The organism is Methylobacterium sp. WL7, from assembly GCF_008040085.1.
Taxonomy (GTDB): domain Bacteria; phylum Pseudomonadota; class Alphaproteobacteria; order Rhizobiales; family Beijerinckiaceae; genus Methylobacterium; species Methylobacterium mesophilicum.
Genome location: NZ_VRVG01000027.1, coordinates 24,544 through 38,623 on the forward strand (window position 1 = coordinate 24,544; position 14,080 = coordinate 38,623).

General features: G+C 68.9%; 13 protein-coding genes. 9 read left to right on the forward strand and 4 right to left on the reverse strand.

The genetic code is table 11. The annotated features are described in order from the left end of the window. Positions 1–17 precede the first annotated feature (17 nt). From nuoL to FV233_RS09955, 9 genes are all read left to right on the forward strand, one after another. On the forward strand, positions 18–2,141 hold the full coding sequence (nuoL, locus tag FV233_RS09915; RefSeq protein ID WP_147897373.1) for an NADH-quinone oxidoreductase subunit L: 2,124 nt from the start codon (positions 18–20) through the stop codon (positions 2,139–2,141). 1 nt (position 2,142) lies between these two features. Beyond that, entirely contained in the window at positions 2,143–3,663 is a 1,521-nt protein-coding gene (locus tag FV233_RS09920) for an NADH-quinone oxidoreductase subunit M (protein WP_147853849.1), read from the forward strand. A gap of 10 nt (positions 3,664–3,673) precedes the next feature. Beyond that, a complete protein-coding gene (gene nuoN, locus FV233_RS09925; protein ID WP_147853850.1) occupies positions 3,674–5,119 on the forward strand; it encodes an NADH-quinone oxidoreductase subunit NuoN in 1,446 nt (481 codons plus the stop codon). Positions 5,120–5,176: 57 nt separating this feature from the next. Further along, positions 5,177–5,980 carry a biotin--[acetyl-CoA-carboxylase] ligase gene (locus FV233_RS09930; RefSeq protein WP_147853851.1) on the forward strand — a complete coding sequence of 268 codons (804 nt, stop codon included), beginning with the start codon at positions 5,177–5,179 and terminating at the stop codon, positions 5,978–5,980. Between the two features lie 16 nt (positions 5,981–5,996). Then, a complete protein-coding gene (locus tag FV233_RS09935) occupies positions 5,997–7,670 on the forward strand; it encodes a ribonuclease J (RefSeq protein WP_147853852.1) in 1,674 nt (557 codons plus the stop codon). A gap of 322 nt (positions 7,671–7,992) precedes the next feature. Continuing rightward, on the forward strand, positions 7,993–8,397 hold the full coding sequence (gene mce / locus FV233_RS09940; RefSeq protein WP_147897374.1) for a methylmalonyl-CoA epimerase: 405 nt from the start codon (positions 7,993–7,995) through the stop codon (positions 8,395–8,397). Further along, positions 8,394–8,729: a DUF1467 family protein gene (locus FV233_RS09945; protein ID WP_238261893.1), complete on the forward strand. Its 336-nt coding sequence runs from the start codon at positions 8,394–8,396 to the stop codon at positions 8,727–8,729. The genes mce and FV233_RS09945 overlap by 4 nt, the downstream gene beginning before the upstream one ends. 533 nt (positions 8,730–9,262) lie before the next feature. After that, entirely contained in the window at positions 9,263–11,290 is a 2,028-nt protein-coding gene (gene thrS, locus FV233_RS09950; RefSeq protein WP_147853855.1) for a threonine--tRNA ligase, read from the forward strand. A gap of 344 nt (positions 11,291–11,634) precedes the next feature. Next, entirely contained in the window at positions 11,635–12,639 is a 1,005-nt protein-coding gene (locus FV233_RS09955) for a diguanylate cyclase (protein WP_246689947.1), read from the forward strand. Between the two features lie 16 nt (positions 12,640–12,655). On the opposite strand, the gene FV233_RS09960 is transcribed toward FV233_RS09955, so the two are convergent. From FV233_RS09960 to FV233_RS09975, 4 genes are all read right to left on the reverse strand, one after another. Beyond that, the gene (locus tag FV233_RS09960; protein WP_147897375.1) at positions 12,656–13,087 is read right to left on the reverse strand and encodes a hypothetical protein; all 432 of its coding nucleotides are present in this window, start codon (positions 13,085–13,087) and stop codon (positions 12,656–12,658) included. 87 nt (positions 13,088–13,174) lie between these two features. Continuing rightward, on the reverse strand, positions 13,175–13,408 hold the full coding sequence (locus tag FV233_RS09965) for a hypothetical protein (protein ID WP_147897376.1): 234 nt from the start codon (positions 13,406–13,408) through the stop codon (positions 13,175–13,177). Between the two features lie 131 nt (positions 13,409–13,539). Beyond that, positions 13,540–13,794, reverse strand: a complete 255-nt coding sequence (locus FV233_RS09970) for a hypothetical protein (RefSeq protein ID WP_058194295.1) — start codon at positions 13,792–13,794, stop codon at positions 13,540–13,542. Positions 13,795–13,892: 98 nt separating this feature from the next. Continuing rightward, positions 13,893–14,078: a hypothetical protein gene (locus tag FV233_RS09975; RefSeq protein ID WP_147853858.1), complete on the reverse strand. Its 186-nt coding sequence runs from the start codon at positions 14,076–14,078 to the stop codon at positions 13,893–13,895. Positions 14,079–14,080 lie beyond the last annotated feature (2 nt).

Below are 14,080 nucleotides of genomic sequence, written 5' to 3' on the forward strand. Positions count from 1 at the left end.
CGGACTGCAAGAGAGCGATGTATCACGCGATCGTCTTCTTCCCGCTGATCGGCTTCCTGATCGCCGGCCTGTTCGGCCGCATCATCGGGGCCCGGGCCTGCGAGTACATCACCACGGCGTTCCTGGCCTTCACGGCCCTGATCGCCTGGGGCGTGTTCCTCGACGGCGGCCACGCCGAACGGGTGCAGGTCGCGTCCTGGTTCTCCGCCGGCGACCTCCAGGTCGACTGGGCCTTCAAGGTCGATGCGCTGACCCGGGTGATGCTCGTCGTCGTGACCACGGTCTCGACCCTCGTCCACCTCTACTCCGTCGGCTACATGCACGAGGATCCGCACCGGCCGCGGTTCTTCGCCTACCTGTCGCTGTTCACCTTCGCCATGCTGATGCTGGTGACGGCCGACAACCTCGTGCAGATGTTCTTCGGCTGGGAGGGCGTCGGCCTCGCCTCCTACCTGCTGATCGGCTTCTGGTACGAGAAGCCGTCGGCCAACGCCGCCGCCATGAAGGCGTTCATCGTCAACCGGGTCGGCGATTTCGGCTTCTCGCTGGGCATCTTCCTGGTCTTCGTGCTGACCGGTTCGGTGGCGTTCGACGCGATCTTTTCCAAGGTCGACGCGATCAAGACCCTGAGCTTCCACTTCCTCGGCTATGACTGGAACGCCCTGACGCTGGCGTGCCTGCTGCTGTTCATGGGCGCCATGGGCAAGTCGGCGCAGTTCCTGCTGCACACCTGGCTGCCGGACGCCATGGAGGGCCCGACCCCGGTCTCCGCGCTGATCCACGCCGCCACGATGGTGACCGCCGGCGTGTTCATGGTCGCCCGGCTGTCGCCGCTGTTCGAGGAGGCGCCGAACGCCCTGATCGTCGTCACGGTGATCGGCGGCATCACGGCCTTCTTCGCCGCCACGATTGGCCTGGTGCAGAACGACATCAAGCGGGTGATCGCCTATTCGACCTGCTCGCAGCTCGGCTACATGTTCGTGGCGCTCGGCGTCGGCGCCTACTCGGCCGGCGTGTTCCACCTGTTCACCCACGCCTTCTTCAAGGCGCTGCTGTTCCTCGGGGCCGGCTCGGTCATCCACGCGATGCACCACGAGCAGGACATGCGGAACATGGGCGGCCTGCGCTCCCACATCCCGTTCACCTGCGCCATGATGGCGATCGGCTCCCTCGCGCTGATCGGCTTCCCGTACACGGCGGGCTACTATTCCAAGGACGCGATCATCGAGGCCGCCTACGCATCGACCCGGCCCGGGCACACGCTCGCCTTCCTGTGCACCGTCGTGGCGGCGTTCTTCACGTCGTTCTACTCCTGGCGCCTGTTCTTCATGACCTTCGAGGGCCCGGCCCGCTGGGGCATCCATGCGGCACATGATGACCACGCCGCCCCGGCAGTCGCGCATGCGGGCACCGCCCATGCCGCGATGGCCCACGAGGCCGACGGCGCCCCGGGCCATACCGAGGGCGTGGCCCACGACGACCACGGCCACGACGTCGAGCCGGCCCACAAGAGCGACCTCGTCGCGGACGACCATCACGGGCACGGCCATCACGGCGACCACACGCCCCACGAGAGCCCGCTGGTGATGACGATCCCGCTGGCGATCCTCGCCTTCGGCGCCCTGTTCGCCGGGATCATCTTCCACGACCGCTTCATCGGGTCCGGGATGGACGCGTTCTGGGGCCATGCCCTGGCGCACGGCCCCGACAACCACATCATGCACGAGATCCACGAGGTCCCGGCGCTCGTCTCCTACGCGCCGCTGATCATGCTGATCCTCGGCTTCGTCCTGGCGTTCTGGATGTACATCCGCCGTCCGGAACTGCCGGGCGCGCTCGCGGCGCAGCAGCCGTCGCTGTACCGGTTCCTGCTCAACAAGTGGTACTTCGACGAGCTCTACGACCGGATCTTCGTGCGTCCGGCCAAGGATTTCGGCCTGTTCCTCTGGAAGCAGGGCGACGGGAGGATCATCGACGGGCTCGGTCCCAACGGCATCGCGGCGCGCGTCGTCGACGTGACCCGCGGCGTCGTGCGCCTGCAGACCGGCTACGTCTACCACTATGCCTTCGTCATGCTCATCGGCGTGGCCGGCCTGATCAGCTGGTACCTGATGGCCGGCCTGCCCAAGGGTGTTCACTGACATGCTCGGCCTCGGCATCCTCTCCGGCCTGCTGATCGTCCCGCTCTGCGGCGCGGCCTTCATCCTCACCCTGAAGGGCGACGAGGACTCGGTCGCGCGCAACACCCGCTGGGCCGCGCTCGCCACCACGATCGTCACCTTCGTGCTCTCCCTGGTGGCCTGGGGCCGCTACGACGCCACGTCGTCGAGCTTCCAGCTCGTCGAGTCGCATCCGTGGCTCGCCGAGACGATCCGGTTCAAGCTGGGCGTCGACGGCTTCTCGATGCCGCTGATCCTGCTCACCACGTTCCTGATGCCGTTCTGCATCGGCGCGTCGTGGACCTCGATCCACGTCCGGGTGAAGGAATACTTCGTCGCGTTCCTCGTCCTCGAGACGACGATGATCGGCGTGTTCGCCTCCCTCGACCTGGTGCTGTTCTACCTGTTCTTCGAGGCCGGCCTGATCCCGATGTTCCTGATCATCGGGATCTGGGGCGGCCAGCGCCGGATCTACGCCAGCTTCAAGTTCTTCCTCTACACCCTGCTCGGCTCGGTGCTGATGCTGCTCGCCGTGATGGCGATGTACTGGCAGGCCGGCACCACCGACATCCCGACCCTGCTGCAGTACCGCTTCCCGGCGAACATGCAGACCTGGCTGTGGCTGGCCTTCTTCGCCTCGTTCGCGGTGAAGATGCCGATGTGGCCGGTCCATACCTGGCTGCCCGATGCCCACGTCGAGGCGCCCACGGCCGGCTCGGTGATCCTGGCAGGCATCCTGCTGAAGATGGGCGGCTACGGCTTCATCCGGATCTCCCTGCCGATGCTGCCGGTGGCGAGCCACGACTTCGCCCCCCTGGTCTTCGCCCTCTCGGTGATCGCGATCATCTTCACGTCGCTCACCGCGCTGATGCAGACCGACATCAAGAAGCTGATCGCCTACTCGTCGGTGGCCCATATGGGCTTCGTGACGCTCGGGCTGTTCACCCTGAACGAGCAGGGCATCCAGGGCGCCCTGTTCCTGATGATCTCGCACGGCATCGTGGCGGCGGCGCTCTTCCTCTGCGTCGGCGTGGTCTACGACCGGATGCACACCCGCGAGATCGCGGCCTATGGCGGCCTGGTGAAGCGGATGCCGCTCTACGCGGTGGCCATGATGGTGTTCACCATGGCCAATGTCGGCCTGCCCGGCACCTCCGGCTTCGTCGGCGAGTTCCTGTCGATGCTGGGCGCGTTCAAGGCGAACCCGACCGTCGCGTTCTTCTCGACCTTCGGCATCATCCTGTCGGCGGCCTACGCCCTGTGGCTGTTCGCCCGGGTGATCTACGGCAAGCTCGAGAAGCCCAATCTCCAGGGCATCCTCGATCTCGACACCCGCGAGAAGATCATCCTGGCGCCGCTGGTGGTGCTGACGATCTATTACGGCGTGCACCCGGCCCCCGTGCTCGACGTCTTCGCGCCCTCCACGGAGGCGCTGATGACCGGCATGAAGGCCGCCCTCGCCAACACCCAGACCGCGGCCGCCGCGCTGCCGCTCCCACGCTGAGACGGAACAGATGCCCACCGTCCACTCCGTGCTGCCCTCGCTGGCGCCGCTCCTGCCCGAGCTGATCCTCAGCGTCGGCGTGCTGCTCATGATCCTGTACGGCGCCTGGCGCGGCGACCGGTCCGCCGAGTCTGTCAGCATCGGCGCCCTGGTGCTGCTGCTGTTCGCCCTGTTCGTGGTCCTCTCGGCGCCGACGCACGGCCGGGTCACCACCCTGTCGGGGGCGTTCGTCTCCGACGCGTTCTCCAAGGTGATGAAGTCGCTGGTGCTGCTCGGCTCCGCGTCGACGATCCTGCTGGCGCACGACTTCTTCAAGCGCGAGCGGATCGACCGGTTCGAGTTCCCGGTGCTGATCGTGCTCTGCACCATCGGCATGATGGTGATGGTCTCGGCCAACGACCTGATCGCGCTCTATCTCGGGCTGGAACTGCAGTCGCTCGCCGCCTACGTGATCGCCGCGTTCCACCGGGACGACGCCCGCTCCACCGAGGCCGGCCTCAAGTACTTCGTGCTCGGCGCGCTCTCCTCCGGGATGCTGCTCTACGGCGCCTCGCTGATCTACGGCTTCACCGGCACGGTCTCGTTCCCCGGCATCGTCTCGGCGCTGAACGAGAATGCGGGCCTGGGCATCGTGCTCGGCATCGTGTTCGTGGCCGCGGGCGTCTGCTTCAAGATGTCGGCGGTGCCGTTCCACATGTGGACGCCCGACGTGTACGAGGGCTCGCCCACCCCGGTGACCGCCTTCTTCGCCACCGCGCCCAAGATGGCGGCCGTCTCCATGACGGTGCGGGTGTTCATCGGCGCCATGCCGGACGTGACGGCGATCTGGCAGCAGATCTTCATCTTCGTCTCGGTGGTCTCGATGGCGCTGGGCTCGTTCGCGGCCATCGGCCAGCGCTCGATCAAGCGCCTGATGGCCTACTCGTCGATCGCCAACATCGGCTACGCGCTGATCGGGCTCGCCTGCGGCTCCGAGGAGGGGATCAGCGGGCTCGTCACCTACATGATCATCTACCTGGCGATGACTTTGGGGACCTTCGCGATCATCCTGTCGCTCCGGCGCCGGGACGTGATGTTCGAGTCGATCGAGGACCTGTCGGGCCTGTCGCGCACCCATCCCTGGCTGGCCTTCTGCCTCGCCGCGATGATGTTCTCGCTGGCCGGCATCCCGCCGCTGGCCGGGTTCTTCGCCAAGTTCTACGTGTTCGCGGCCGCCATCAAGGCCGGCCTCGTGACCCTGGCGGTGATCGGCGTTGTGACCAGCGTGGTCGGCGCCTACTACTACCTGCGCCTGGTCAAGATCATGTATTTCGACGAGCCGAAGGAGCCCTACGAGGCGATGGCGCCCGGCCTGCGGGTGGTGCTGGCCCTGTCGAGCGTGGTCGTGGTGCTGTTCTTCCTGCTTCCCGGACCGCTGGTCGGCGTCGCCGGCCGGGCGGCCCGGTCGCTGTTCTAGGCCCGGCGGCCTTCCGGCGCTCCCGATGAGAATGCGGCCCGATCAGAAAAGAACGCCTTGAGCTACCGTCTCGGGCCCGAGGCGCGCGCCCAGGGCCACCGCCTGCACGTTCACGACAGGTTGGATTCGACCAACACGGAGGCCATGGTCCAGGCACGGTCGGGCGAGACCGGTCCGCTCTGGGTGGTGACCCACCGGCAGGACGCGGGCCGGGGGCGACGCGGAAACGCCTGGGCGTCGCTGCCCGGCAACCTCGCGGCGAGCGTGCTCTGGCCGGTGGCCGGGGTGGCGGCCGAGCACCTGGCCGAACTCGGCTTCGTCGCCGGCCTCGCCCTGATCGAGGCGCTGGCGGCGACCTGCGGCACCCTGCCGGATACCCGGGGCGCGGCTTGCGCACGATCTCTGGCGTTGAAGTGGCCGAACGACGTGCTGCTCGGCGGCGGCAAGCTGGCGGGTCTGCTGCTGGAAGCGGAGACGCTGCCGGGGGGGCGCAGGGCCGCGGTGATCGGCTTCGGCGTCAACGTCGCGGCGGCCCCGGAGGGACTCGGCGCAACGAGCTTGGCCGCGACGGGTTACGCGGGCGGCTCCGAAGCGCTACTGGAACATCTCTCGGACCGGATGGCCGTGCGAGCACGCGCCTGGGACCGAGGCCGGAATTTCGCTCCCCTGCGCGAGGATTGGCTCGCGCGGGCCGCGGGTCTTGGGTCGGAGATCGCGGTGCGCAGCGGCGGACACATCCTGCGGGGCGTGTTCGAGACCATCGACGAGGGGGGGCGGCTCGTGATCCTCGCCCCCGACGGAAAACGGCATACCGTGACGGCGGGCGAGGTGCATTTTGGAACGGCCGCGACGGCGGCATGACGTTGGACGACGACAGATGGTGATGGGACAGGAGGAGCTGGTCTTCCTGCCGCTCGGCGGCGTGGGCGAGATCGGGATGAATGCGGCCCTCTACGGGTTCGGTCCGGAGAAGGGCCGGAAGTGGATCATGGTCGATTGCGGCATGGGCTTCGCCGGCGAAGAGCAGATGCCGGGGATCGACCTGATGTTCCCCGACCTCTCCTTCATCGAGGAGCGGCGGAAGGACCTGCTGGGGATCTTCATCACCCACGCGCACGAGGACCATATCGGGGCGATCTCGGAGCTGTGGCCGCGCCTCAAGGTGCCGGTCTACGCGACCCGCTTCGCCAAGAACCTGCTGGAGACCCGCCGCCTCTCGGAGCCCGGCGCCCCGAAGGTGGAGCTGCGCGAGGTGAAGCCCGGCCGCCGGGTGACGGTCGGCCCGTTCGAACTCGAATACGTGCCGGTCTCGCACTCGATCCCCGAGTCGAACGCCATCGCGATCCGCACCGCCGCGGGCCTCGTGGTCCATACCGGCGACTGGAAGATCGACCCGACCCCCGTGGCCGGCGAGATCACCTCGCCCGAGGCGTTCACGGCGCTCGGCGACGAGGGCATCCTGGCGCTCGTCTGCGACTCCACCAACGTGGTGCGCGAGGGCTTCTCGCCGAGCGAGCGGGAGGTCGCCGCCACCCTTAAGACGCTGATCGCGGATTCGCCCCACCGGGTCGCGGTCACGACCTTCGCGTCGAACGTGGCCCGCATCCGGGCCGTGGCCGAGGCGGCCGTGGCCTGCGGCCGCGAGATCGTGGCGGTCGGCCGGGCCATGGACCGGGTGATCGATGTGGCCCGCGAATGCGGCTACCTCGACGGCCTGCCCGAGTTCCGCCGCTCGGATTCCTGGAAGAACCTGCCCCGCGAGCGGGTCGTGGCCCTGCTCACCGGCTCGCAGGGCGAGCCGCGGGCGGCGCTCGCCCGGGTCTCCCGCAAGGACCATCCGGATATCAGCCTGGCTGCCGGCGACCGGGTGATCTTCTCGTCGCGGGCGATCCCCGGCAACGAGCGCGACGTCGGCTCGATCATCAACGACCTGATCGAGCAGGGCGTCGAGGTGATCACCGACCGGACCGAGCTGGTCCACGTCTCCGGCCACCCGAGGCGGGACGAGATGGTCGAGATGTACAAGTGGACCCGGCCGGGCACGTCCATTCCGGTCCACGGCGAGGCGCTGCACCTCGACGAGCACGCCCGCTTCGCCCGGGCCCAGGGTGTCCAGAACGTCGTCAAGGCCCGCAACGGCAGCCTCGTCCGCCTGAGCCCCGGCAAGCCCGAGGTGATCGACCACGTGAAGGCCGGCCGCCTGTTCAAGGACGGCAACGTCCTGATCGACGAGAAGGACCGGGCGATCCCCGAGCGGCGCAAGCTCATGCAGGCCGGCCTGGTCTCGGTGGCCATCGCCATCGACGAGGACGGCGTCGTGCTGGGTGACCCGGCGGTGGACATCATCGGCCTGCCCAATCGCGGCCGCGCCGGCGAGCCCTTGATCGAGACGGTGGTCGATGCGGTCTCGCGAACCCTCTCGGGGATGTCGCGCGGCAAGCTCAAGGACTCGGAGGGCGTCGAGAAGGCGGTCGACCGGGCCGTGCGCACCGCCGTCAACGAGGTCTGGGGCAAGAAGCCGGCCTGCCACGTGCAGGTGGTGGAAGTCTGAGCGGTCATCCCGAAAGGCCGGTTCCGGCTTTCGGAAAACGATGACGCGCAACCAAAGACCGAGCGCATCGTCCGGGTTCTGATATCCAGGACGACGCGCTAGGATAAAAGAACGAGACGACGGACCACGGCAGGTCCCACCCAATCCCCTCATCCTGAGGTGCCCGGCGATCGGAGATCGCTGGGCCTCGAAGGAGCCCTCCAGCCGGCCGCGCGATCCCTGGAGGTCTCCTTCGAGGTTGCTGCGCAGCACCTCAGGATGAGGTCGGCATGAGGGAGACGCGGGACCTGCCGATCGGAGCGTCAACGGGAGGAACCAAACAATGATCGGTCGGCTCAATCACGTGGCCATCGCCGTGCAGGATCTCGAGGCGGCCTGCGCCGTGTACCGCGACACCCTGGGCGCGACGATCACGCCGCCCCTGCCGCAGCCCGAGCACGGGGTCACGGTGGTGTTCGTCGAGCTTCCCAACAGCAAGATCGAGCTGATGGCGCCCCTGGGCGAGGGATCCCCGATCGAGGCCTTCGTGGCCCGCAACCCGGGCGGCGGCGTCCACCATGTCTGCTACGAGGTCGACGACATCCTGGCCGCCCGCGACCGGCTGAAGGCTCAGGGCGCCCGGGTGCTCGGCACCGGCGAGCCGCGGATCGGCGCCCATGGCAAGCCGGTCCTGTTCCTGCACCCCAAGGACTTCCTCGGCACCCTCGTCGAGCTGGAGCAGGTGTGAACCGGATCCTGACCGCGCTGACCCGCTCCACCCCGGCGACCATGGCCGCCGTCGCGGTGCTGGTGGCCGCCTTCGTGACCGTGGCCGTGAGCCAGTTCCGGCTCACGATCGGCGGGGCGATCGCGCTCTACTTCGTGGTGTGGTGGACACTGCTCTTCGCGGTCCTGCCCCTGCGCAACCAGCCGGAGACCCGGCCCGGGCACGTGGTGCCGGGCCAGGATCTCGGCGCCCCGGCCCGTCCCCGGCTGCGCGAGAAGGCGATCTGGACGACGCTGGTGGCCGGCGTCGCCTTCCTCGCCGCCCTGGCCATATTCCCGCTGACGGGGCTGTAGGGGGCGCGCCGCGGACGCGGCGACCGGTTCGGCGGCAGAGCGCGTTCCGGCGAACATTTCGAGCGTACGGGCAGCGGCCCCGAACCTCCGGACCTCCCTGTCCGCCGAGAGGCGGCGACGTCACGCATCGCCTTCCGCGAAGTGCACCCTCGCGGCTCCGGCCTAGGCAGGTCGGAGGCAGCGCGCGCTCGTGCGGGAGAACGGACCCGCGCAGATCTCGGCCGGCGCCTGGGTCCCCGCGTCCCGTGTGGCTGGAGCGTCCTGGGCCATGCCCCCGGCTCCGCGGGCGCATGAGGACCAGGACACGCGTGCGGACGCGGCACGACGAACGTAGCGACGGACAAAGGCCCGCAAGCACCGGCGGCCGGCGGATCCGGCCACCGGCGTAAAACAACGGTGATCGGGCAGCACACGCCCTGGGCCGATCCCTCGCCAAGGAATAAAAAAACGTCTACACGGCCGCTCCCCGAACACGCCGACATGACGACGCTTACCTGCCGCGTATGCAGGACTGAGCCCGGAGAGCCTGAACCATGCCGATTCTCACCTTCCCCGACGGCAACACGCGGGAGGTCGCCGCCGGCACCACCGGCCGCAGCGTGGTCGAGGGCATTGCCAAGTCGCTGGCCAAGCGGACCGTCGCCATGGCGCTCGACGGCACGGTCGCCGACCTCGACGATCCGATCGCCCGGGATGCCCGCATCGAGTTCCTGGACCGGACCGACCCGCGCAGCCTTGAGCTGATCCGCCACGATTGCGCGCACGTGCTGGCCGAGGCCGTCCAGAGCCTCTGGCCGGAGACGCAGGTGACGATCGGCCCGGTGATCGAGAACGGGTTCTACTACGACTTCTACCGCGAGACCCCGTTCACGCCGGAGGACTTCCCGAAGATCGAGGCGAAGATGCGCGAGATCATTTCGCGCGATGCGCCCTTCACCAAGGAAGTCTGGAAACGCGAGGACGTGCGCGCGCTGTTCGAGGGCAAGCAGGAGAAATTCAAGGTCGAGCTGGTCGACGCGATCCCGCCGGGCGAGGACCTGAAGATCTACCGGCAGGGCGATTGGTTCGACCTGTGCCGCGGCCCGCACATGACCTCGACCGCCAAGGTCGGCACCGCCTTCAAGCTGATGAAGGTCGCGGGCGCCTACTGGCGGGGCGATTCGAACAACCCGATGCTGACGCGCATCTACGGGACCGCCTGGGCCGCCCAAGCCGACCTCGACGACTACCTGCACCGCCTCGAGGAGGCCGAGCGCCGCGACCACCGCCGCCTCGGCCGGGAGATGGACCTGTTCCACTTCCAGGAGGAGGGGCCGGGCGTCGTGTTCTGGCACGCCAAGGGCTGGACGATCTTCCAGGAGCTGATCGCCTACATGCGCCGCCGGCTGCGGGGCGACTACGCCGAGGTCAACGCCCCGCAGATCCTCGACAAGGCGCTGTGGGAGACCTCCGGTCACTGGGGCTGGTACCGGGAGAACATGTTCGCCGCGCAGTCGGCGGGCGACGAGGCCGAGGACAAGCGCTGGTTCGCCCTCAAGCCGATGAACTGTCCGGGCCACGTGCAGATCTTCAAGCACGGGTTGAAATCCTACCGGGACCTGCCCCTGCGGCTCGCCGAGTTCGGCGTGGTCCACCGCTACGAGCCGTCGGGCGCCATGCACGGGCTGATGCGCGTGCGCGGCTTCACGCAGGACGACGCCCACGTGTTCTGCACCGAGGACCAGCTCGCCGACGAGTGCCTGAAGATCAACGACCTGATCCTCTCGACCTACGCGGATTTCGGCTTCGACCAGATCGTCGTGAAGCTCTCGACCCGGCCCGAGAAGCGCGTCGGCTCCGACGCGCTCTGGGACCACGCCGAGGACGTGATGACCCGGGTGCTGACGCAGATCGAGGCGCAGTCAGCCGGCCGGATCCGCACGGAGGTCAACCCGGGGGAGGGCGCGTTCTACGGGCCGAAATTCGAGTACGTGCTCCGCGACGCCATCGGGCGCGACTGGCAATGCGGCACCACCCAGGTGGACTTCAACCTGCCCGAGCGGTTCGGCGCCTTCTACATCGACGCCGACGGCGCCCGGAAGCCGCCCGTGATGGTGCACCGGGCGATCTGCGGCTCGATGGAGCGCTTCACCGGCATCCTGATCGAGCACTTCGCCGGGCACTTCCCGCTCTGGCTGTCCCCGGTCCAGGTGGTGGTGGCGACGATCACCGGCGAGGCCGACGCCTACGCGCATGAGGTGGTGCGCGCCCTGGACCGTGCCGGCCTGCGGGTCGAGGCGGATCTGCGCAACGAGAAGATCAACTACAAGGTCCGGGAGCACTCGCTCGCCAAGGTGCCGGTGCTGCTCGCGCTCGGAAAGCGCGAGGCCGAGGAGCGCACGGTCTCGATCCGCCGGCTCGGCAGCCAGCAGACCCGCTCGCTGCCCCTGACGGAGGCGGTGGCGGCCTTCGTGGCGGAGGCGACCGCCCCGGACCAGCGCCGGGCGCAAGCCGTGGCCGACACGGTCCCGACCAGCGACACCGTCCTCGACGGGCATCACGGCGTCCACGCGACGCCCTGACGTTTGGGGGCGGATGATCGTCGGGCCGCCAAGTTTCGGCCTGCCAAGTTGAAGCGGTGCAGACGAAAGTCGCCACCGATCCCCGCGGCGGGCACCCGCGGGGATCGATCGAGGCCGGCGCAGACTTGCTCGACCGAGCCGGGCAACTCTAAGTGATCGATTCTGATCGGCCGCAGGCGTCAACGCGTGCGGCTTCCGGAGGGATCGACGCCCCTGTCGCGGAGTTTCGATGCGGATTCCGTTTCGTCAAGGTAGGCGAAAGGAATCCCATTCTAAGTCGCCCCGGTAGCAGTCTTCGGCGGAGCCTCCGGCCATCGAGCGGGAGCCCGGATCCCGCCGGGTGCTTGAAGGGGGTCGCCATGAAGGCGCGGGCGGGCAGGGTTTCGGCGCGGCTGGAACGGCATGAGCGGGCGCCGATCGCCGCCTCCGGGGGCTACGGGTTCCGTCGCGACCGGCGGCTCGGGGCCCGGATCGTCCGGGCCCTGGACAGCCTGCCGCACGGCTTCTGCCTGTTCGATGCCGGCGACTGCCTGGTCTTCGCCAATGCCGGCTACCGGCGGATCTTCGGACAGACGGAAGGGCAGGCGCGGCCCGGCATGCATGCCCGGACCCTCATCGCGCTCAACACGGCCCGGGGCCTCAAGGCCGAGCGGGACCCGGCGCGGATCTGGGCGGAGCGGCGCCGGATCCTGGCCCGGCGCGATCCCGAAACCGTGCTGCAGACGCTCTCGGACGGGCGCCAGCTCGCCCTCACGCTCCAGCCGCAGCCGGATGGCGGCTGGGTCGCCCTCTACGAGGACGTGACCGAGCGCCGGCGGACGGAGGCGCTGCTGCGCCACAGGGCCGATCACGACCCGCTCACCGGCCTGCCCAACCGCTCCCTGTTCGAGACCCGCCTCGACCGGGCGGCGGCCGGGCCGGGCGGCTGCGCCCTGCTGTGCATCGACCTCGACGGCTTCAAGCCGGTCAACGACGTCTACGGCCACGCCGCGGGCGACGCGCTGCTGCGGCAGGTGGCCGAACGGCTCCGGGAAGGTCTCGGCGACCGGGATACCGCGTCCCGCCTCGGCGGCGACGAGTTCGCCCTGCTGCTGGACGACGCCCCGCTCGCGACCGTGCTCGACTCGGCCCACCGCATCCACCGGCGGCTCACCGAACCCTACGATATCGGGGCCGACCGGCCGGTCCTGATCGGGGCCGCCATCGGCATCGCCTGCGCACCGGTCCACGCCGCCCAGGGGCAAATCCTCGTCACGCAGGCCGACGCGGCGATGTACCAGGCCAAGCGGCTCGGCCATCCCTGCCTGTGGGACGCTTCGCTGCGCCTCGGCTCCGCACCGGCCTCGTGACGCCCGGCGGCCCGGCTCACCGGGCCTTGTCGTGCTCCGCGAGGCCGACGGCCTTGTAATCGTAGGTCGGATAGAATTCGGTGCGGTACGCGCCCCAGGCGGTATCCTCCAGGACGCGGTTGATTTCGCGCAGCCGGGTCGCGGGCAGCCGCAGGACGATGATCTGCCCAATGCCCATTACGACGTTCCAGGACACGACCTCGATGCCGGGCGGCGGGAAGGCCTTGTAGAAGCCCTGCTTGGCCAGCTGCGCGTTCAGTTCGGAAAGCGGACGCGACTGGTCGTGCCGCAAAAAGACCGTGAGCAGGATGGCGTTGTCCGGCGTCGCCGGGGTCGAGCCTGCCTGCGGCGGCGGCGGCGTCTGAGCCATGGCCGGCAGCGCCGTCGTGCCTATCAGCAGCGCAAGCGCCGCCAGACCCGGCCGGATCGCGATCCTCGAGCGTCTCATGCGTTCTCCCCGCCCATCCGAACCGGCGCGACACCAACGCGGCAGGCCCGCTTTCGTCGCAGCACGGTCGGCCGGCGGCCCGGGCGTTCAGTCCGGCTCGACATCGTAGGACAGGCGCAGCCGCAGGCGGACGGCGCCCTGCTCGTCCCGGACGGCGATCACGTAATCCTGCCGCACCTGCGGGTCCGAGAGCCCCTGCGCGATCCGGGTCATGATGCGCACCGCCTGGGCCTGCGCGGCGGCGAGATCGGGCAGGTCGAAGCCCGTCTGGTCGCGAACTAGGTTCGCACCATCGTGGAGATCGATGAAGTATCGGGGCACGGATATAGGCTCTGAAGACGCGATCGCGCGCCATCATCGTGCTACGTTGTTTCTACGTAGTGTCCAGGGGGCGAAAGATGCATTTCGCGTCCGTCGTATACCTGCCGTGGTTCAGGCCTCGGCGACGCGCCTCAACCGCCCTGGAGGCTCTCGGCGAAGTCTTCCGGCACCTCGCCGAACTGGCCGAGGATCGTTACGCCCTCGAGTTCGCCGGTCTCGTCGTCGGCGACCACCTTCAGCGCCGCCGCACCGGGCATCCGGGCGGCCAGCGCCTCGGCCTTCTTGAGCGCGCCGAACTCGCTCTGGGCAGGCTCCTGCCGGGCCGGCCTCAGCCGCTTCCGATGCAGCTCGAAGGGCTGCACCACGAATGTCGTCTTCATCGCCATCCACCACCTTTGAAGCACGCGGCGCGGTTGCGATAGGGCGTCCACCCGAAAGATGGCCGCGGGCGTGCCGGGGCGACGACGCGTCCGGCGATCCCCGGTCAGAGGCTGCGGGTCGTGACGCCGAGCGCCAGCAGCAGGTAGGCCCCGATGAAGAACCATTGCCGGTGCGCCACCACCGTCCGCCCGACCATCGGGATGCGGGTGTAGAGGCTGGCGACGGCAAGGCCGATCAGCACGGCCGAGACCAGGAAGGTGAGCAGGCGCGGGGCGGACAGCGTGGGCATGG